The sequence below is a fragment of the Anaeropeptidivorans aminofermentans genome (assembly GCF_940670685.1).
In the GTDB taxonomy this organism is placed as follows: Bacteria; Bacillota; Clostridia; order Lachnospirales; family UBA5962; genus Anaeropeptidivorans; species Anaeropeptidivorans aminofermentans.
This window is the reverse complement of the sequence record NZ_OW711693.1, coordinates 1,563,149-1,584,967: the sequence shown is the minus strand read 5'-3', so window position 1 is coordinate 1,584,967 and position 21,819 is coordinate 1,563,149. Positions and strand designations below refer to the sequence as shown.

Annotated in this window: 17 protein-coding genes; 3 read left to right on the top strand and 14 right to left on the bottom strand. The window is 36.3% G+C overall.

What is annotated here, in order from left to right; genetic code table 11:
• Window positions 1–453: 453 nt before the first annotated feature.
• The 14 genes from NBX03_RS06510 to NBX03_RS06445 all read right to left on the bottom strand — a co-directional run bounded on the left by NBX03_RS06510 (window position 454) and on the right by NBX03_RS06445 (window position 16,811).
• Window positions 454–1,437 (bottom strand): phosphotransferase enzyme family protein, encoded by a 984-nt coding sequence (locus tag NBX03_RS06510; protein WP_250229942.1) that lies wholly within the window; start codon window positions 1,435–1,437, stop codon window positions 454–456.
• Between the two features lie 42 nt (window positions 1,438–1,479).
• Window positions 1,480–1,863: a GNAT family N-acetyltransferase gene (locus NBX03_RS06505; protein ID WP_250229941.1), complete on the bottom strand. Its 384-nt coding sequence runs from the start codon at window positions 1,861–1,863 to the stop codon at window positions 1,480–1,482.
• Window positions 1,864–2,724: 861 nt separating this feature from the next.
• Window positions 2,725–3,849 (bottom strand): AAA family ATPase, encoded by a 1,125-nt coding sequence (locus NBX03_RS06500; protein WP_250229940.1) that lies wholly within the window; start codon window positions 3,847–3,849, stop codon window positions 2,725–2,727.
• On the bottom strand, window positions 3,840–4,628 hold the full coding sequence (locus NBX03_RS06495; RefSeq protein WP_250229939.1) for an RNA ligase family protein: 789 nt from the start codon (window positions 4,626–4,628) through the stop codon (window positions 3,840–3,842). The genes NBX03_RS06500 and NBX03_RS06495 overlap by 10 nt, the downstream gene beginning before the upstream one ends.
• Before the next feature lie 1,058 nt (window positions 4,629–5,686).
• Window positions 5,687–6,457 carry an SDR family oxidoreductase gene (locus NBX03_RS06490; protein ID WP_330638498.1) on the bottom strand — a complete coding sequence of 257 codons (771 nt, stop codon included), beginning with the start codon at window positions 6,455–6,457 and terminating at the stop codon, window positions 5,687–5,689.
• 319 nt (window positions 6,458–6,776) lie between these two features.
• Window positions 6,777–7,688 (bottom strand): ribokinase, encoded by a 912-nt coding sequence (gene rbsK, locus NBX03_RS06485; protein ID WP_250229938.1) that lies wholly within the window; start codon window positions 7,686–7,688, stop codon window positions 6,777–6,779.
• Window positions 7,689–7,823: 135 nt separating this feature from the next.
• Window positions 7,824–9,332 carry a citrate lyase subunit alpha gene (citF, locus tag NBX03_RS06480; RefSeq protein ID WP_250229937.1) on the bottom strand — a complete coding sequence of 503 codons (1,509 nt, stop codon included), beginning with the start codon at window positions 9,330–9,332 and terminating at the stop codon, window positions 7,824–7,826.
• The gene (locus NBX03_RS06475; RefSeq protein WP_267134874.1) at window positions 9,325–10,221 is read right to left on the bottom strand and encodes an aldolase/citrate lyase family protein; all 897 of its coding nucleotides are present in this window, start codon (window positions 10,219–10,221) and stop codon (window positions 9,325–9,327) included. Before NBX03_RS06475 ends, citF begins: the two co-directional genes overlap by 8 nt.
• Entirely contained in the window at window positions 10,211–10,489 is a 279-nt protein-coding gene (gene citD / locus NBX03_RS06470) for a citrate lyase acyl carrier protein (RefSeq protein WP_250229936.1), read from the bottom strand. The genes NBX03_RS06475 and citD overlap by 11 nt, the downstream gene beginning before the upstream one ends.
• Window positions 10,490–10,709: 220 nt before the next feature.
• A complete protein-coding gene (locus NBX03_RS06465) occupies window positions 10,710–11,696 on the bottom strand; it encodes an ADP-ribosylglycohydrolase family protein (RefSeq protein WP_250229935.1) in 987 nt (328 codons plus the stop codon).
• A 113-nt stretch (window positions 11,697–11,809) separates the two neighbouring features.
• Entirely contained in the window at window positions 11,810–13,357 is a 1,548-nt protein-coding gene (locus tag NBX03_RS06460) for an extracellular solute-binding protein (RefSeq protein ID WP_250229934.1), read from the bottom strand.
• Window positions 13,358–13,444: 87 nt separating this feature from the next.
• Window positions 13,445–14,350 (bottom strand): carbohydrate ABC transporter permease, encoded by a 906-nt coding sequence (locus NBX03_RS06455; protein ID WP_250229933.1) that lies wholly within the window; start codon window positions 14,348–14,350, stop codon window positions 13,445–13,447.
• Window positions 14,351–14,447: 97 nt separating this feature from the next.
• Window positions 14,448–15,380 carry an ABC transporter permease gene (locus NBX03_RS06450; RefSeq protein WP_250229932.1) on the bottom strand — a complete coding sequence of 311 codons (933 nt, stop codon included), beginning with the start codon at window positions 15,378–15,380 and terminating at the stop codon, window positions 14,448–14,450.
• Between the two features lie 417 nt (window positions 15,381–15,797).
• The gene (locus NBX03_RS06445) at window positions 15,798–16,811 is read right to left on the bottom strand and encodes a LacI family DNA-binding transcriptional regulator (RefSeq protein WP_250229931.1); all 1,014 of its coding nucleotides are present in this window, start codon (window positions 16,809–16,811) and stop codon (window positions 15,798–15,800) included.
• 700 nt (window positions 16,812–17,511) lie between these two features.
• Between NBX03_RS06445 and NBX03_RS06440 the strand changes: the two genes are divergently transcribed.
• The 3 genes from NBX03_RS06440 to NBX03_RS06430 all read left to right on the top strand — a co-directional run bounded on the left by NBX03_RS06440 (window position 17,512) and on the right by NBX03_RS06430 (window position 21,246).
• Window positions 17,512–19,608 carry an ADP-ribosylglycohydrolase family protein gene (locus tag NBX03_RS06440; protein ID WP_250229930.1) on the top strand — a complete coding sequence of 699 codons (2,097 nt, stop codon included), beginning with the start codon at window positions 17,512–17,514 and terminating at the stop codon, window positions 19,606–19,608.
• 248 nt (window positions 19,609–19,856) lie between these two features.
• Complete coding sequence (locus NBX03_RS06435) at window positions 19,857–20,975, top strand: ABC transporter ATP-binding protein (protein WP_250229929.1); 1,119 nt, start codon at window positions 19,857–19,859, stop codon at window positions 20,973–20,975.
• Window positions 20,976–21,018: 43 nt separating this feature from the next.
• A complete protein-coding gene (locus tag NBX03_RS06430; protein WP_250229928.1) occupies window positions 21,019–21,246 on the top strand; it encodes an HPr family phosphocarrier protein in 228 nt (75 codons plus the stop codon).
• Window positions 21,247–21,819: the final 573 nt, after the last annotated feature.

The following is a 21,819-nucleotide window of genomic DNA, read 5'->3' as shown; positions in this document are numbered from 1 at the left end:
TCAATATTCTATAAAATGTAAATAGTAAAACTCTTTAATAATAGGCTTTATGTATTTAAAGCTTATAAAAATATGAATGACAAAAAGCCATCAAACCCTTAAGTTTATTGGCTTTTCAAACTATGGAAACAGGATTAAACCTTGGGCCTTTGTTTTATGAATTGTATACTCATGTCCTGCTTTTCATATCTTTATCAAAAAATAGTCCCAAATCTTAATGTGCGGCAAAACCAAAAACCTTTACTGCTATACCTTTGCCGCCGGAGCCGGTCAGTGTTCCTGCCAGTTTACACCTTCTTAAATATTGTTCTATTCAGCAAATCGATACCTCCGTTATATGACTATCTCTCCAGCAATCTCTTCTTTTTAACACATATGAAGGGTTTTCACTCATTATAAATTATCTTTTTCTTTTTATGGAATAAAAAACTACATTGTATTCGCCGTTTGCTATCAGTATAATTCAGCCAAATTAATCAGCTGGATATCATGTTCAATTTCATATTTAAATTTATTTAATAAATCCCTCTGATCCTCTTTTAAATTATTAAAATCAAAGGCCTCGCAAAGAGCCACATACAAAATAATTTGCCTGAACTTAAGAAAATACGGGATTTCTTTAAATAAGTTCTCATCTATAGAACATTCTTGAACATAACCTGTGATAAAATTATCAAAGAAATATTTAGGATAATCTTCAATATCTTTAGCAAGCGGACTCCAGTAAACGGCATAAAACAATACAATCGCAATATCATTTATAAACCATGAATATTCAATATCGTCAAAGTCAAACACAGTCATCTTATTGTCATGCATAAAGAAATTGCCATGATGTAAATCACTGTGTATCAGCCCGTAATTTTCATCCGTTCGTTTGATTGCATTTAAATGAAGCATAAGCTTATCCATTTTCTGAATAATTATATCATTACCGGCAGGCAGGTATTTTTCAAGATTCAGCCTGTCTATTTCATTCCAGTGGTGCCTATAGAAGTTTTCAGAAGGAGTAAACGCCTTGGCAAGTCGGTGCATCTTCCCCATTACACGGCCCCAATCCTTAAAAAGCTTATCATTCCATTGCTCTTTAGATACTTTTTTGCCTAAGGCCTTTGTATAAACCCTGCAATAGAAACTGCCGTTACCTTCTTGGCGCTTTTCAATTTTATTGCCATATATGGAATTAATACAGGTTGAAACCGATACGCCGTTGGCAAATAAGTAATCTATAAACTGGATTTCCGATTGAAGCTTACGTTCAGCTTCCTCTAAACTATAGGATATCTTTAAGACATACTCTCCCTGTTTATTACGTATCTCATAAACAAAACTTTCAAAACCATTTAAGTTTTTTATGCTTTCTTTCTCTGCCCCATACCTGTCTAGAAACTCATTCAAAACATCTTGATTAAAATAATCATACGCTTCTTTCAGCATATTCGTCTCCATTCTCAAAATAAAATGGCATATACAGAATTTCTATTCATTAACAATAAATATACTGCCTTCCCGCTTAAAACCCTGCTTTTCGTAATACAGGTCAACATCACTCATGACATATACCGTATTATCCGGAAAGGTATCACATATCTTTTGCATCAGCATAAAACCATACTTGTTTCCGCGGTGGCTTTTATCAACCAGCAGGTCATAAATATATATGCCAAAGCCATCATCGTCTTTGCATCTTACATAGCCGCATAAAACATCACCGTCATAAGCCACATATACAATAGAATTATCCAGAGCCCTTTTATATTTTTCACTGCCCCAGTAATCAATCCATTCATTTCCCTCATTTTTCATGAGTTTATATAGATTAACTGCATCGTCTATTTTATTGTATCGTTTAATCTCCAGCATAAATCCTCCCAGAATTAAAGCACTGTACCGCACAAATATCATAACACAGATGTAACAGTCCTGCCATTATATAATAAGGCTCTATATATAATAATATAAGAAAATTTCAATATTTTCATCTTCAGTGAAAACGGCACCGAAAGCAAATTGCAATCCATTTGTTTTCAAAACCTACCTCCGGTTTTTCCGGTGCTGCCTGATTAAAGAGTGGTACTTATGGGTTTATCTAATAATGGCGGCAAAATCAAATAGCACAAATAAACAACACTTATGCTCATACCGTTTTGATATGAAGAGAAGGTCTCTTTTTCTGCGGCAAAGACTGGCTTATGCCTGATTTAAAGCACTGATAGACCACTTTAAAATTTCAAAACTTTTACAAACTATAGCTCTGCCTTGCAAATATGGATTTATTTATATAAATCACAACCGAATCCCTCCTAAGTTCACAGTTAAACGGCTTAAACATATAAAACTCCCTATGTTTAAGCCATTCATAGCCAACAAAGATTAAAATATCTTTGTTGGCTATAAGGGGCGTTCGCCTGAAAACACTTTAACAGTTTCCCTGTAAGTGTTTCCAGGTTCACTAAGCATAAAATATACGATTTTTATTACTGTTTAAGTTGAAATTTACTATAATTGAAAGAAGCTGTCTCTCTAAGCAAAGTACCTTCTTGTATCAATGAAAAAAGCTGAAATCCTCCAGCTTTTTTCATTTGCTATTATCTTTCTTAAGGATTAGCTTTGCTTATGGTCTACAGCCGATTTACTTTTATTCTGCTATAAATATTTGCCTTACAGGATATAAAATAAGAAAAAAGCAAATTGACTGCTCTGCTATTTTATATTAATTCAAGCCTATCCTTCCCGATTATCCTCCACATGATATATAATCTCCTCTGCCTCCCATGTCTTAGGCACATCTAAAGTTTTTACCATACGGTCTATCGCCTGCTCCGTCACAGGCCGCTCTCTTCTTTCGTTCCGCTCCAAAAGTAAATTAAACGGAACTTCACAATATATAATACTTACTTCATAATCATATTGCCTGAATAAATCAATTAATGAAGCCCTCATTGTCAAAGTCAGATTTGTAGCATTCCATACAAATTCTTTATCCTTTGCCATAAACTGTTTTCCCATGGCCTTGGCTTCATTTACTACCTTACCCTGATTTTCGATTGGGCTGACCTTTAACCTTTCCCTGATTCCATCCAGAGAAACCAAGTCCATATGGGATAAATTTTCTTTAATATACGTATCTTTTCCGGAGGCCGGCAAACCGCTCATCAAATAAACCTTGGGCCTATTTGCATAGGGCTCATAATATAGATATTGCTCACTTCGGCTGAAGTATTTCACCATACTTTTTCGGCTGATAAATTCTTTCGGCTTATGCAGACAGCCAAATTCTTCACAGGTTTCCCGAAACAGCCTAATCCGCTCCATTAATCCTTCATGGTCATTGGATATACGCCCGTTTACATCTGCTTTCGCCAATATACTTAAGTGATACAAATTTACTTCCAGGGAAGCTTTATAGATATCCCGCTCCAAGTGACGCTTATTCATGAAAAATAAGGGCAGCCCGTGATATCGCACCAAAGCACAAACCGTTTCCCGTTCAAAAAAGGTTAAGTCCCCCAGTAAATCAGCCATAAACCCATACTGATAAAGCAGCCATCGGGCTTCAATGCCGCCCTTAACTGCATGATTGGGAGAACTTATCATGCCATGCTCTATTTTAGTACAAAATGGCTTGGCGATATCATGCAGAATTGCTGCATATAATAGAAGTCTCTTGTCATTTTCATCTAAGCTATTATATTCATCATCACTTAATAAGCTTTCTACAACTTTTATGGTATGGGTAAAAACATCACCTTCCCCATGGTATTTTGGACTTTGAGGCGTTTTTCTCATTCGCTCCTGCCAGTTATAAGCAGGCGTTTTATAATTTATAATCTGTTTTATTATATCCATTCCATCTCACCCCTTTCAAGGCCGTTTGGGATAATAGGCCGCTCCAGCCAATGGTCATCAGCAGAAAGTATCTGAGCCACAAATTCAGCTCGGACATATTTATACCGCCCCTTTACCTGACTGTCTTCTTCCCATTTAATATACAAGCCTTCCGCTAGGTCGGACCTATCGGTTTGGCCCAATACCATCTCAAAATCCAGATTCCTTTTGCAGATTTCTTTTAAATTTTCCAGCCAATGCTCCGACTTATACAGAGATTTTTGTATCAGTCCGCTCAATTCTTCCATATCCTTTATTCTGCCTGTTTTAAGAACAGGAACAGAATGTATGAAAGGATAATTTTTTAACTTCTCCTGCCGCTTATAGGTAGATAAAAACACGTTATCCTGTTTGTCAAAAACATCAAACTCCATAAAATAATGGGGCAGCTTATCATAATAAATCGTATGCTTTGCATACATCCACTCACCATAGAGAATATATCGGTTCCCCAACAATTGGAATAATTGTTCACGGTAAACCATGGCCCATGTTTTCAGCATATTAAAATGCCGCTCTCTATAACCGCCTGTCAGAAAATGCCCCCTGCTTTGCAAAAGCAATTCATCGCCTTTACCAAAGGATATGCCGCAATTGGCACCGTCTATCTTTTCTTCTATTACCAAGTATTTATCTTTTAGTATGTCCAAGGAGATGGATTTTAAATCCTCATCTCCTGCCTGCAAACGGGAGCCTATGATATGGGCCGTCCGCGGATATTTATATAATTCGTTTTGCATAAAATCACGCTCCAATAAAGCTCATTAAGTAAGAACAGCAGAAAGTAAATCTGAGAGACTTAATTCTCCAAAACGCTTAATGATGCTTAAGTGCTGTTTTATAGTAAATTTAAAATAAAACAATAACAAAGCCGCACACTCACTTTGACATAAAAATATACTATTTCCGAAGAAAATCTGTGTTTTAAGGCCGTGGTATATCGGCTTTTGTTACTTCTTTGTAAGAAATTTACTATAACTTTAATTTGATAAATTATTTTTAACATATAGTCAATTTGTTTTTATTCCAAAGTAATATTAGGTCTTAGATAGCTTAAAATAAGAAAAAAATCAAATTAACAATACTTGTTTCATATTTATTCGAGTATAAATTCCCGTCCTATTAGAAGGCATCTACAAAAGAACATAAAAAAACTGCGGCAAAAGTACCGCAGTAAATATATTCAAATATATAAAAGCGCTACTAAAAATAAGGATTATTTGATTTTCACCATAATTGTTGTCTTCATAATTTTGCTCCTCTATTTATACTTTCCTGCCTATTTTACTATTATGCAGTTAAAAGTTCAATGATTCCTTGGATTTGTACGGATTTCGTATTTAAACTGTAATAAATTAGTAAAGTATCATTTATTATAAGAATAAAATCCTATTGTCTTTTATTCTTATATGTTCTCTAACTTTTCTTTTTATTCTGAACTTAACGCTTATGTATAATGATATACCTTAAATAGGGTAACAACAAGCGTATATTTTGAATGGCTTCATTTAAGTACTTCTATAGATGACGCCGTTTATGAAAAATAGGTTTTTGTTACTACCTTAAAGCTATATTACTATATTCTCATTTGGTAAACAATTTCACCCAAAATATTGCTGTTCTTATTATAAGCCGTGTATTCTTCTAAAAATAAAGTATAAAGCCTCATATAAAAAGAACCATCTATAGGCTTTTATTATAAAATATTTTAATCCCATATTAAAAGCAGCACAGCAGTTGGGTTTAACTGCTGTGCCGCTTTATATGCATCATTCCAGATGTGGATATAGAAATCCTATTATATGGTATTCCAGCCGCCGTCTATGTTTAAGAGTTGTCCGGTTGTATAAGAGGAAGCGTCAGAAGCGAAATAAATCAATGCTCCGTTCAGCTCGCCGTCACGGCCAAAGCGGCCCATCGGACAACGGGCTTCAACAAACTGTTTAAAGCCTTCGTTGCTAACTGCGCTGTCAGTCATTTCAGATGGGAAATATGCAGGCCCAATGGCATTTACAGTAATATTATGCTGTGCCCATTCTGCCGCAAGAGATTTAGTAAGCATCTGTACTCCGCCTTTTGATGCGCAGTAAGCAGATACGGAATTAACAGCGGCACTGATAGCAGTATTGCTGTGAAGGGAGCCAAGATTAATAATTTTACCGTATTTTTGAGGAATCATTACCTTTGCAACCTCTCTGGAAAATAAGAAAACACCAGTAAGATTTATACCTATAACCGTATCCCAAAGCTCTTTGGACTGGTTTTCGGCTTTGTCAACGAGTCCTACGCCTGCATTGTTTACAAGAATATCAATTCTTCCGAAATGATTCTTGATTTCTTTAACAGCGGCAATAATTTCTTCTTCCTTGGAAGCATCGCATTTAACTGCTATAGCTTTTGTGCCTTTATTGTTAAATTCTTCAGCAAGCTTATCAAGCCTGTCCTTTCTTCTTGCTACCAAAGCAAGGCTTGCACCTTGTTCTGCAAGGGCATGGGCAAACTGAACACCAAGTCCGGAAGAAGCTCCCGTTACAACTGCTACTTTACCTGTTAAATCGAAAAGACTCATGATTTTATCACCCTTTCTATATAAGTTTCCGAATGTCAATTTCGTAATGTTTTATAAATGTTACCATATGTTAACTGAAAAGTCAATAAATTCTTAAATCCTGACAGCTAGAGGAATAAGTATTTTGTTTTACAATAAATTTACCTATAGCAAAACAATGAATTAGCGTAACAAAAATCGTATATTTCAAACGGCTTAAAATAGAGATTCTATATTTTAAGACGTTTATGAAAAATGGCTTTTTGTTCCTGCCTTAAGCTTGTTTTACTATAACTGTATAAATTATTAAGAAACAGGAATGTTTTCGGAGCTATATTTTTTATATTTGAAGCAAATACTTTTCAACTTCTTCAAATGAGGGTATAGAACTTTGTGCCCCAAATTTTGTAGTTGCAATTGCCGCCGCCTTTTGTGCAAATAGGAGGGCGTTTTCCATGGTTTCACCTTTTGACATTGCTACGGCAAAAGCCCCTGCAAAGGTATCGCCTGCGGCAGTTGTATCTACTGCATTTACTTTAAAGCCCGGCATTATTTTATTTTCAGTACCGTTATAAAAAGCAATGCCTTTGCTTCCTAAGGTTATGATTGGGTATTTTACGCCTATCTCTTTTAATGCATCTAAAGCCTCAAGAATTCCCTTTTCTGTTTCCGTATTGATATTGCAAAGAAGCCCTGCTTCATATTCATTTGGTGTTATATAATCAATGCCCTTTAATAATTCCTTTTCCAATGGAATAAATGGTGCCGGATCAAGAATTATGGTTTTACTGCCTTTATATTTATTTATTATGTATTCTACTGTTTCAAAAGGTATTTCAAGCTGCATCATAAGGATGTCTGCTTCTTCTAAAACATCGATATTGCTCTCGATATCTTCACAAGTGACTTTGCCGTTTGCACCGGGATTCAGTATAATCATATTTTCACCGTTACACACGGTAATCATTGCAATGCCTGTAGTTTCGCTGCTGTCTTGAATAATAAAATTTGTATCTACACCAGCATTTTTCAGGCTTTCTATTAATGTATTGCCATAACTATCGTTTCCGACTTTGCCTAAAAATCTTGTATTGCCCCCTAACCTGCCGCAGGCAACGCCCTGATTTGCACCTTTCCCCCCTGGGATTTGACTAAAGTTTTTGCCTGTAATCGTTTCCCCCATATTCGGGAGCCTGTCTGTAGTTATTACTAAATCCATATTTAAACTGCCGATAACAGCTATTTTTTTCATATAATTGCCCCTTTATAATTACAGTATAATCCATTTGCTTTTATCCCCAAGTGCACACTAAGCTTTAGATAACTTAAAACAAGAAAAAAACAAATGGATTATGCTACTGTTTCATATTTTATTCGACTATAGTATTTATTTGACCTGCTTAATCCTGTCAATAATAGAATTGTCTCTATAATTAACAATACCCACTATTTTTTCTTTAAATTCTATTGGCTTTGGTTTTCCTGTTATTTTTTCAGCTTTATATTTTAATTCTTCAATAGGCGTTAGTTTAATACCGCTGTCTTTTAATTTTGCTGTTAAATCTTTCCTAAGGGGATTCACCGCTATTCCATGGTCCGTTACAATAACATCTACTGTATTCCCCGGGGTTACTACTGTAAGAACCTTATTAACTACACAAGGGATTCTGCCTCTTGTAAGAGGGATTGCAATGATGGTTAAAGAAGCCCCTGCCGCTGTATCCGGGTGCCCCCCTAAAGCCCCCATAATCAGCCCATCTGAACCGGTTAAGGCATTTACGTTAAAATCAACGTCTACCTCAAGGCCGGAAAGGACCACAAAATCCAGTTTTTCTACTGCTGAGGATTTATTTCCAATGCTTGCATACTGTATGGCGCTTATTTCCTGATGAAACTTATTTTCTTTTATAGAACGGGCCGCCTCCAAATCAAAGGATTGAACATCAAGAAGCCTTTCAATAAGCCCTTCTTCATGCATTTTTACAGTTGCTGCCGTTATCCCGCCCAATGCAAAAGCGGCTTTTATACTTTTTTTTATCATTCCTTCCCGAATATATCCTGCAACAGCCAATGAAGCACCGCCGGAACCCATTTGCATTGAAAATCCGTTTTCCAAGTACCCGCTTGCTTCAATGATTTCTGCACATTTTTCACCGATTAAATCTTCACGCACATTAAAATTAGAGCGGGTAGTGCCGCTTTTTATGCCCGATGGATTGCCCACAGGTTTATCCGTATATACAACATAGTCCACATGATGTTCCGGTATGCTGAAAGGTGTATTGGGGTAATTTACAAGGTTATTTGTGATGATAATGGTTTTCTTTGCATACATGGCGTCAACCATGGCATAGCCCAAAGAACCGCACATTAAATCGTTATTCTCGCTCTTTACATATCCAAGGGCATTGCCGAAAGCATCGGAAGACGGCGCCCCTAAAAAGGCAACGTCTATTTTTGCTTCTCCCTTTGCTATAGCATAAGCTCTGCCGCCGTGGGAACGAAATATGACAGGCATCTCCATATTGCCTGTTGAAACATATTCCCCTAAGGCGCCATGAATACCGCTTGCCTCAATCCTCGTGATTAAACCGCTTTCTATATGCTTTACGAGGTTTTTTTGCCCTCCCGTTAAGGAAGAAGCATTTAAACCCAGATTTTTAAAGCCCATTTCGGAAAGCAAATCCAAGACCATATTGACTACATGATCCCCATCTCTAAAATGGTGATGGAAGGATATGGTCATGCCGTCTTCAAGGCCGGATAATTTTACGGCTTCTTTTAAATCCTTAACCAGCTTTCTGCTTTCGCTGTTTTTTTGGGGTAAAGGCAGAGTATTTTTAAGAATACTGTCTTGATTAAATTCCTCCGAATTATAAGGATTGTCCCTATTCATCATAACCCTCCTTTATAAGCCCTGAAACCTTCGCAAGCCTCAGCATATGCTTTGCCCTTAATACAATAGGCTTATCTATCATTTTTCCGTCTAAAGCGATAACCCCAGAGCCTTTTTTCTCTGCCTCTTCAATTGCATACATAACATTTAAGGCATGGTCAATTTCTTCCTGAGTGGGGTTAAATATTTCATGGAGCTTTCTTATTTGTTTAGGGTTAATGACGGATTTACCTACAAAACCCAGTTGTTTTATAAGCTTCACTTCCTTTATAAACCCTTCCTCATTTGAAACATCTGAGTAAACTGTATCTATGGGGTCAATGCCTGCCATTTTGGCAGCAATTACAATGGCACTTCTTGCAAAAAGCAGTTCTTCTCCGCCGCTGCTTCTTTTAGTACCTAAATCCGTAACAAAATCCTCTGCCCCTAAAGAAATTCCTGTAAGCCTTTCGCTTGCTAAAGCAATTTCATTCACATTTGCAATCCCTTTTGCCGTTTCAATAGCGGCCATCATTTTTGTAGAATTTTCTTCCAAACCAAATTTATTTTCAAATCCTGTGATAAGCTCATGGCAAAGATATATATCTTCCTTGGATTCGGCCTTTGGAAGCCTTACAGAGGCCTTGCCGGTTTTTACCACCATTTCAATATCCTTTTTCCCTGTTTCAGTGTGAGGGTCATTTACCCTTACAAGAAGCTCCGCGTCTAAAAAGTCTATTGTATTTAAGGCATGAAAAACTAAGTCCCTTGCCGCATCTTTTTCATTAATAGATACGGAATCCTCCAAGTCGAGAACAATTCCGTCACTGCCGTAAATATAAGCATTTTGTATCATAGCAGGATTATTCCCCGGAACATATAAAAGAGAACGCCTTAATTTATTGCTCAATAGGAACACCTGCCCTTTTTAACACTGTCGTAAGTCTTGCTAAAATAGTGCAATCCAATGCACCTTTATCTGTTATATCTAAATTTATACCTTTTACATTATATTTTTCCAATGTGGCATAAACTAATTTTCTGATTTCATCGCCAAACTGCTTTTCTACTACGCTATCTAGCTTTATATTTACAGAAGAATCTGAATTGGGTTCTAAAACTATATAAACATCACTGGATTCTAAAGTTCCGGCAGTTGAAGCTTTTAATTGTTCCATTTTTTACCTCCTGTTCATGAAGAAAAAGGGCCGTAATAAAATGCAATATTCCTTTATTACGGCCCTTTTTATATTTAATTATATAATGTAAGTTTGCCGCAGGCAAAGCTTGAGTAAGCAAAAAGCAAAACTTTTCACACCTTTTGTATAAAAATATTAAATCTATAAAGGTTTCAAAATTTACTTTTTAATCCCTCAACTTAGAATACAGGTTCTTGCGTTATTTAATAAGATTAGCCAATTTACCGGCCATCTCTTTAATATCTAAACCTTTTGTAAACTGTAAGCAGGTACCGCTTGGATAGCGTACTTTTTCTGCCCAATGAGCAGGAATACCGGAAATACCGTATTTAGCACCTAAAATCGCACCTGCAACAGCACCTATAGTATCTGCATCTCTTGCAAAGTTAGAAGCAAGGATTACGCCTTTTTTAAAATCTTCATTCATAAGCTTTAAGCAGGCAAAAGCGGAAGGTAAGGCTTCTGCTGTTGTAGCCCATGAAGTTGTGATAAGCTCATCATGAATTGGCATCCATGTATCAAGGATTGAATAGTTGGCTTTTTCAATGATTTCAAATACTCTGTTCATCGCAAAATAGAACCAGGAATCCGTAGGAATCACTTTCATCGCAGCATCAATGATTTCGTCCATTGTTCCGTCTACCATAGCAACGGATACTGCCGCCGCAACTGCCTGAGCGCCCCAGATACCATCTCTGTAGTGGCTTAAAGAGGCATCAATTTCTGCCATTTTTGCAGCTCTTTCAGGGTCACCTGCACAAACAATACCAACAGGTCCTATTCTCATAGCGGAGCCGTCGCTCATGTGGAAGGCATTAAATTTACCGGATAAGGGGGGCATGATGCCTTTTCTTAAATTGTTTGCGGCCTCCACTTCACTGGCGCCGCCTCGTCTAAACTCATCTTGAACAACAACGTCTTCCATCCAGCCCTTTACTACTGCATCAGTTGTTAAATTGCCGCCGCAGTTAATAAGGATTTTTGCTGTTAAAAGGGCAAATTCCGTATCATCTGTACTCCAAGAAGCCCCTTTGTTAAAATCTGTTGTTACACCATAGTTTGCACGATTCTCAGGTTTTCTTGCGGCATCCCCTAAAGAGTCGCCTATTGCTAAGCCTGCTAAAGCCCCATAGGCCTTTTCAAAAGCTAAATCTGGATTGTTTATTAAATCATTTCTATTTATCATTATTCTATCTCCGTCTTTGTATTTTATTAAATCTGTGCTTAAAAACCATATACTGAAAACAATCCTCTGGTTTTTAAGCACCCCTTGATGTCTTGTTTTTAAGCTTCGCAGGCTTATTTAAAAGCTTCCTCAAAATAGGAGGTGAACATATCCGCTCCTGCTTCTTCCCATTTTGTTTTAAATTCATCAAAAGCTTCCGGTGCTATGTTTCCTGTAATAATATCGGTAGCATATTCTAAATAAATGGTATTCATACCGTCATAAACCGGTAATAATTCTTCCGGTGTAAGGATGTTTCTGTCTTCGGCATAGTATTCATCAGCCATCGTTAAAGAATCTTCTGCTGCCTGCGGGTATAAAGGCTGCGCCAATTCCATTTCAGGTTCAAAGCCATAAGTTGTTTCCCAAATACGGCTCCACCAGTTGGGGAATTTATCTGTAAATACAATTTTATTGTTTTCCACGGTATAATGAGTGCCTTCAATACCTAATTTATCAATCATACGGCCTTCCGGGCTTGCCATAAAGTCAAGGAAAGCAAATGCTGCATCCGGATTTTTAGAATCTGCATTGATACCAAAACCGCGAGGCTCTTTTGTTGTATCAACGGCAGCATAAGCAAAGCCTACACCTTTCGCCGGCGGTAAAACTACAAGTTCCGCTTCGTTACCATGTACAGAAACCATTTTATCATTATATATTTTTACAGTTGCACCATTTGTACCTACATAAATACCAACTTTGCCTTCATAAAATTTTTGTTCTGCAATATCCCAAGAATTTGTTAAATAATCCGGGTCAATCAAGCCTTCTGCATATAACTTAGCATACCAGGCCAATTTATTTTTCTCGGCATCGGTAGATTTAGAAAATACATATTTTCCGTTTTCATCCTGCACGATTGTAGCCGTTACGCCAAAGGCCTGATTAAATACGGAATCCCATCTGCTGAAACCGCCGTCTGCTGTAAGCGCATAAGTTGCTAAGCCGCTTTCTTTAATTTCCTTAAAGAAATTGTAGTAGTTGTCAATTGTCGGGTCTGCCATAAGGGTTTCATAAGTAGTTAATTTTTCTGTCCAGTCTTTACGGATTACAGGTACGCTAACCCTTGCAGGTGCAAGCCATAATAAATATGGATAATTGGCTATACGTGCAGTACCTGCCGGTTCCATAATAGATTTAACATATGTGGAATTATTGATATAATCTGTAAGGTCTAACAAAAGCCCCTCTTGTGTAATGGGTGTATCTCCGCCTTGGAAATAAATAATATCAGCGTCTACTTCTCCGCCTCTAAAAGCCAAAGGTAAAGCCGAAGCATAAGAACCTGCCGGCGGTTCAGCTATTACTAAATCAATATATTGTCCGTGAGCCGCCATTTTGCTTTCAATTACTTCTTCCATTAATAAAACGTCTTCTTCATCTGGTAAAACGTCTTTAATGACAATCTTTACCTGTACGGGAGAATCTGCTGTGCCTATAGCTTGCCAGCCATCGTTTTCTGCCGGTGTTTCTTCTTTTTTATCCTCTCCGGCAGGTGCTTCGGTTTTGGTTTCAGGCTTTGCTTCGTTTTGCCCTGAATTAGGCTCTGTTTTGCTGCAGCCGGATAAGGTACCTACAATTAATGTAAGCCCAAGTGCTAGCGTTAATAATCTCTTCATAACTTCCTCCTACATATTAGAATTTTGTTTAATTGGTTTATTTTTAAAAGATACTATAAATAATCTTTTATTTAAAAGTATCTATTGTTATTCTTTTACGCCGCCTTCCATAATGCCCTTGGTATAAAACTTAAGCACAAATGGATAGCAGATTAAAATAGGGGTAACAGCGATTACAATAGTCGCGTAAGTTAAAGCTGTGTAATCGATTTTTGCAAGTTCACTGTAATTCAGCAGATTTTGAGCCCCGATAAGAGAAGTCGTATCCCCCTCTACGAGAAACTTACGTAAAACTACCTGTAACGGGCTGTTTTTTAATGTTGTGATATAAGCGCCGGAACGAACATACTCATTCCATCTTAATACGCCGTAAAACATGGTTAAAGTTGCAATACCCGGTTTACATAACGGAGCTGCCACACTGAATAATGTTCTAAAATGCCCTGCCCCATCTATGGTAGCCGCTTCATAAAGAGAAGTGGGAACGTCTTCAAAATACCGCATCATGATAATTAAGTAATAGACATTAACTGCCATGGAAAGTATTACAGACCATTTTGACCCAAGAAGCCCTAATTCCTTTACAACTAAATACTCTGGCACTAAGCCGGGATCAAAAAGCATCATAATAATTAAAAATCCCATAATCAGGCTTTTCCCCGGAAGATTGGGCCTTGTGAGAGCGTAAGCTGCAACAATTGTAAGCAATATATTCAGCGCTGTACCCACTACCGTTATAAAAATAGAAGTAAGTATAGACGGAATAATAACCGGATTACTAAAAATAATTTTATAGTTTACCAAGCTAAAACCCTTCGGTATAATATCAAGCCCTGTCATGGTCTGACTTAATTCCGGGTCTGAAAAAGACCTTGCTACTATATTTAATAAAGGTACTATTATGGTAAACATAACAAAAATCATAATTGCTGCAATTATAATTTGAGATATTGAAAGTGCTTTTTTTCTTTTAGCGGAAGGTTTGTATTCCATTTCTTCCTTACCTCCTTTAGCTTATCGTAATTCCAATTAAGACTGCGCTCTAGTTGATTCATTATGAAATCACTGTTATCAATACAAAAAATTGTTTTTACCATACACCTTTACCTGTGAGCTTTTTAGAAATTAAATGGGTTATAAATACAAGGAACATCCCAACCGTTCCCTTTAACAAACTTACGGCACTGGAAAGGGAATATTGGCCGCCGTCAATACCCAAGCGGTAAATATAAGTATCCAATATATCAATACGGCTGTTTACCGCATCATTTGTAAAGTTAAACACCTGGTCAAAGCCTGCTGTCATAAAAAATCCTAAGTTTAATATAAATACCGTAGTCATGGGAACAACCAAAGCCGGCAGTATGATATATCTGATAATATGCATTCTGCTGGCACCGTCTACGGTAGCCGCTTCATATAACGATTTATCTATATTTAATATGGCAGTAAAAAACACAATGGAATCCCAACCTATGCTTCTCCATGCTTCTGAAAAAAATAGAACCCATCTGATAGATTCTTTATCCTTCATAAAGTCCCTGCCGGGAATATTAAATATACCTAAAACCTCATTAACGATACCGCCATCAAGCTTTAATGCGGCAATCCAAACTCCTGCAATTACTACCCATGACAGAAAATGCGGAAGGTAGGATACAACTTGAACCGTTTGCCTGAATTTTGAGCTCCTGATTTCGTTTAAAAGAATTGCAAATATAACAAAAAACGGAAAAAGCAGAATGTATTTCATAAAGCTTATAATCAACGTATTTTTTAAAATATTCATAAAGGTCGGTGTTTTAAATATCATTTCAAAATACTTTAAACCTGCATATACCCAAGGACCTTTAGATTTATAATCAAAAAAAGCAAGCCGCATATTAATTATTGGCCACACTCTAAATATAATAAAATAAAGTATCGTTGGAAAAAGCATTAAATACAGCATTTTATTTTCCCATATGGATTTAAGTTTGGATTTTTTCTTTTTCTTTTTAACTGCCGATACAATCTCTCTCAATTTATAGCTCCTCTCTGCCCCAAAATACCTGTAATCAAATAATTTTTATCTAAATAATTTATGAAATAAAATAAGTAAAATTCATAAAATATAGAGTAATAAACCCTTTCAGGTTTTATTTCGCAAAACCTTTAACAAACCGGTTTCTTAATTGTTTTCAGTTTAACCTAAAGTTTATATTGTTTCAATGTACAAATTGCAATAAATAAGACAATATTTTTGTAAGTTCTTACAACAACATTGTCAAAATGTATTATCTATAGTTATTTTGTATAAATAAAATCAGAAAACCGGTCCCTATCAAATAGCAATAATATAGGTAGTATACAAATCTTTTATAAATTATTTTAGGGCGTGTTGAAAAATATAATCTCATAATCTGTTTTCAAATACGCCCTGGCAGCAAAAAATTTCATTTCATTGGAGATTTTTCGTAGTTTCTCTGATTACAATTTGCGGTTCTACAACAAAATGAGAAATAATATCATTTTTACCGTTTATTAATGAAATTAACTTTCTTGATATTTCAATGGCCATATAATGATGCGGCTTTGATACAGTTGAAAGGCTTGGTTCAAAAACTTCCGATAAGTAAATGTTATCAAAACCCATTACTTCAATATCCTTTGGTATTTTAAAGCCTGCTTTTTTTATGGCCCTGATTGCACCAATAGCAATTAAATCGCTTCCGCCGATTACAGCAGTAAATTTAGTTTCCGATTCAATCAGCTTTTCAGCCATTTTTGTTCCGGATTCTATGGTGTATTCTCCGTTTATAATTAAATTTTCATCAAATTCTATACCTGCTTCATTTAAGGCAATCTTATAGCCTTCTATTCTTTGTTTCGTTCCCGCAACATCTGCATGACCGCTTAATAAAGCTATTCTTTTATTTCCTGTTTCTATAAGTTTTTGCGTGGCAAGCCTTGCGCCTTTTACATTATCGCCGCTTATACTTAAATCACATAAATAGTTATCATACATTCTTCCGATAGATGCAAGGGGGATATTATAAGAGCGGTATTCCTTTAAAAACTCCTCATTGCTTACACCGGAACAAAGGATAACCCCATCCACCCTTTTATCAACCATGGTAAGCAGAAGCTCCTTTTCAATATCCGGATTATATTGAGAATCCCCTAAAATCATTGAATAACCATGGCTTGAAAGATAAGTTGAAACACCGTGTATAATTTCCGGGTAAAACAAACTTGAAGTATCAGGTATAATAAGCCCAATAAGCCCCGAATGACTTGTTGCAACACTTCTGGCAAGAGAACTTGGTCTATAATTAAGCTCTTCAATCACTTTTAATATCTTTTTTTTCGTTTTTTCGCTTACCCCGTCGGGTTTATCATTAATAACCCTCGAAACTGTAGATTTAGAGACACCGCATATTTTTGCAATATCCGAAATAGTATAGTTCGACAATACAAGGCCTCCTTTTCATTTGAATTCATTCTATCTATTTGAAAACCTTTTTAAATCAATCATAATTCTAAAACCATGAGAAAACATAAGTTTTAAATATATAAACCTACAGAGATTTGCTTTTGGCATATACTGTTTTATTTTAAATAAGTAAGGAAATACGGTATTTTACTCAAGTTTAAAAATTATCCCAGTATAAGTAAAATCATTTTTTAAATACGTTAGTAAATCTATTATATATTTATTATGGCATTTACGCAACATGGTTTCGTAAAACTTTTTCTGTTATTTTGTAGAATTTAAAATATATTTCTCTTTTGTTTCTTAATATTTCTTAGCAGATAGGAATTTCCTGTATATACTATTGAATTTCAGTATAAAATAAGTTAATTCCTATGCATTTCTCTTGAATTCATCTTTATTTTAGAAAAATATAACTAAAAATAGACCTTCTCTTTTGTTTATTTAATGTATTGCAACATCTATAAGAAATAAAGTATAATCGTTTTATAACGCAACCGGTTTCGTATATTTAAAAAACCGGTTTGGCCGATAAGTTTTTAAAATGGAATTACTTCATTGTGTTCCTTCATTATTAACCATTAAAAGATGTTTATTATAGTAAGGATATTTTTTATGTTTTAAAATTTGACTTTTAGTCTTAAACCCACATTACCCTAACATAAAGGAGAAGATCAAATTGGTTAAAAGCTATTTAGAAAAAGTTTATGCCGGCTTTTTAGGTATGAACATCGGTATTCGATTGGGCGCTCCCGTTGAACCTACTATATGGACTTATGAGCGTATCCGTAATACCTACGGAGAAATAACAGATTATGTAAAGGATTTTAAAAACTTTGCAGCAGACGATGATGTAAACGGCCCGTTCTACTTTTTAAGAGCTCTTTACGATGATGCTAAAGATAGAAAATTAGAGCCTCAAGACGTTGCCAATGCATGGCTTAACTATGCACGAGAAGGCGTAGGCATGTTCTGGTGGGGCGGTTACGGTACAAGCACAGAGCATACTGCTTATTTAAACTTGAAAATGGGTATTCCCGCTCCCCAATCCGGTTCCATTAAGCAAAACGGCATTATCTTGGCAGAGCAAATCGGCGGTCAAATTTTTATCGATACATGGGGCCTTGTTCTTCCTTCAAACCCTGCCCTGGCAGCGGAATACGGCGGTATTGCAGCAAGCGTATCCCATGACGGTGAAGGTATTTTAGGGGCAAAATTCATGTGCGCCTGTATTTCTCGTGCCTTTGATACGGCTGATATTTATGATATTATTGACACAGGGCTTTCACATATCCCTTCTGATTCTTTATATCATAAGGTTTCTACGGCGGTCATTGATTTTTATAAGAAAAACCCTGATGACTGGAGAGCATGCTTAGAAATGCTTCACGAAGAATGGGGCTATGATAAATACGGCGGTGTTTGCCATATTATCCCCAATGCCGGCGTATGCATTATGAGTATGGTTTATGGTAAAGGCGATTTCTCAAGAACTATTGAAATCGCAACCATGGCAGGCTGGGATACAGACTGCAATGCCGGTAATGTAGGTACAATTTTAGGTGTTGCCACAGGCATAGACGGTTTACCGGAGCATTACTTAAAGCCAATGAATGACAGCGTTGTATTATCCGGTATTTCCGGTTATTTAAATATTCTTGACATTCCTACCTATGCGAAAGAGCTTGCACTCCTTGGTTATAAGCTTGCAGGAGAAAAAGCACCGGAAGATTTATATGTAAACTTCGGTGAAATCCAATTTGATTTTAACTTACCTACTTCTACCCATAATTTTAGGATTTCCGATCCGTTTTTCTGCAGATTACAGCACGCCGACGGTAAAGGCATAGATAACAGCGGCTGTATAGAAATATTGGTAGACAGAATGGTTCGCGGGGATCAATGCAAGGTTTATTATAAACCCTTCTATAGAAGAGATGAGTTTTCAGACGAACGTTACAGCCCTGTATTTTCACCTACAGTCTACTCCGGCCAAACGGTAAAATTAAAGCTTAAATTAGACCAGTGGAACGGCTGGGAAACCGTAGGTATCGCACCTTATGTACGTACAGCAAACGATAAAAAAGACCATTTGCAAGGCTATGTGAAATTAGTTCAAGATAGCTGGATTGATGTTGAATTTACCATACCGGACACCAATGGCGATGTGGTAGACGAAGTTGGTATTGTAATAGAAGGCTATTCCCCTGGAAAATCAAAAACTCTCGGTATGATTTATTTAGATGATTTTTCTATCACAGGAAAATCTCAATATACCATCGACGTAACAAAGCAAAGAAAAGAACTCGGTTCCATAACACCTTTTGCAGTAGACCACGGTGCATGGAGTAAAGTTCAAGATAAAATAGAGCTTATGAGCTGCGAGCCTTCTTTTGCTTATGCCGGTAACTATTACAGCAAGGATTACGAATTTACAGCAAATCTAACGCCTTTAAACGGCGGCAGCCACCTTGTTTTAGTAAGAGCCCAAGGGGCCATGAGAGGCTACGGCTTTGGCTTCAGCGAAAACAACACTGTAACTTTCTACAAAAACAGCTTCGGCTATACGCCATTAAAAACCGCCGGTTTTAATTGGGAAGCCGATAAAGAATACACTGTAAAAATCATTGCAAAGGGCAATACCTTTACCTGTATGATTGATGATAAAGAAATTATAACAGTTGAAGACACTGCTTATGAATACGGTATGTACGGTTTTGGTTCTTTATCTATCGCAAGAGGATTATATGGAAATTTTGCCGTAAAAGAAATATAATAATCTTTAAATAACTTTACCAATGGCGGCTCTTATGAGCCTCCATTATAAAGGTGAAAATCTTTATTTTCACCTTTATAATGGAACTATCGAAAATTTAAAGTTCAATAGTAACAAAACCATATATTCACACAAGCTCAAAAACATACTGTTTCTAAGGAAAACCCGTGCTTTTGAGTCTTTAGAGGAATAGGCTTTTGTTACTTCTTTATGAGAAATTTACTATAACATAAACTGTGGAGGTAAAAATGGCAGCTATATCTTTAAAAAATATATTTAAAGTCTATCCCGGCGACGTTACTGCTGTACATGATTTTAATTTGGAAATTCATGATAAAGAGTTTATTGTGTTTGTAGGTCCCTCTGGCTGCGGTAAATCAACTACTTTAAGAATGATTGCAGGGCTTGAAGAAATTACAGAAGGTGAACTCTATATCGGTGACAAATTAGTAAATGATGTTGCGCCAAAAGATAGGGATATTGCAATGGTTTTTCAAAACTATGCCCTTTATCCCCATATGAGTGTATATGAAAATATGGCCTTCGGCTTGAAGCTTAAAAAGGTTCCAAAGGCTCAAATTGATGAAAAAATAAAGGAAGCGGCGAAAATCCTTCACCTTGAAGAATATTTAAACAGAAAGCCAAAAGCATTATCCGGCGGTCAAAGACAGAGAGTTGCCTTGGGCCGTGCCATGGTTCGAAATCCGGCGGTATTTTTACTTGATGAGCCCCTTTCAAACTTAGATGCAAAGCTTCGTACCACCATGCGTTCGGAAATATCAAAGCTTCATAAAAAGCTTGAGACGACCTTTATTTATGTTACCCACGACCAAATAGAAGCTATGACCATGGGCGATAGAATTGTTGTAATGAAGGACGGCTTTATTCAACAGGTGAATACCCCCCAAAACTTATATAATAAGCCTTGCAATTTATTTGTTGCAGGTTTTATCGGTACACCTCCAATGAACTTTTTAAAAGCAAAAGTTGAAAAAGAAAAGGACGATTATTTTGTATCCTCCTGCAATGCAAAATTCCCTGTTCTTGAAAGCAGAATAGAAAAAGAAAAAATAGCCCCTTTCCTCGGCAAAGAAGTAATCTTAGGCATAAGGCCGGAAGATTTACATATAGAGCCTGTATATATGGAGCAAAAATCCGTAGGCGTTTTTGAAGCAGATTTAGATTTAGTTGAGCTTATGGGTTCCGAGCTTTATTTATATTTAAATACGGAAGGAAATAATTTTATTTCAAAAGTACCGGCAAGATATGTTCCAAAGCAAGGGGAAAAATTACAGGTAGCTTTGGATTGTACAAAAATGCACATTTTCGATACAGAAACAGAAAAAAATATCGTTTTTGATGAATAACCATGTTACAATTTTCAGCGCACAGTATATTAAGGGGGTAATTATGAAAGAATTTAAAATTAAACTAGATACCGTTGAAAAAGTAAAAAGCTTTGTAAATATTACTTCAGCCTACCCTTTTGAAATCGATATTTGCTCAAACAGATATGTTATTGATGCAAAAAGCATCATGGGCATCTTCAGCCTTGATATATCAAAGGAATTAATTATTAAAGCCTATAGTGACGATACGGAAAATTTTGAAAAAGATATCAAAGATTTTTTAATTTAATAGATTTATAAGAAACTTCCTAAAGGCAAGAATTAAAAATTATAATTCAAGCCCGAAGGGAGTATTTTTTTCTTGCCTGTTAGAAATCAGCAGAGCATTTGTTATAGTAAATTTTTCAAAAGAAGTAACCAAAACTCGTTCACTACAGGCCCAAAACATAAATTTCCTTCGGAAACGGTACATTTTAAACCTATGATAATATATGGTTTTGCTGCTGTTTAATTTTAAATTTACTAGGGCGTGCCACTATATAAATATGCAGATAAAATGGGCGGTATTTAGCCAAACAAATACAAACGCTTCATGCGTTTGTATCCTGTTGACGACGCATATTGGAAGGAGCCTGCTAGGCCTTGTTTATAAATAGAAAAACCGACGAATGTTTTGCCTAAAAAAGCGAATTCGAGGAAAAAACCGCAGAGATAGCAGCGCTATCTTGAGGATTTTTGACGAAGAAGTCGTATTTTTAGGCAAAATAGACTAGAGTTTTGATTTTATAAACAATCCCTAGGAAACGCTGACATAGTATGGCGTAATAGCGCCTTTTTAGATGCTTGCTTAGATTCGTGGGAA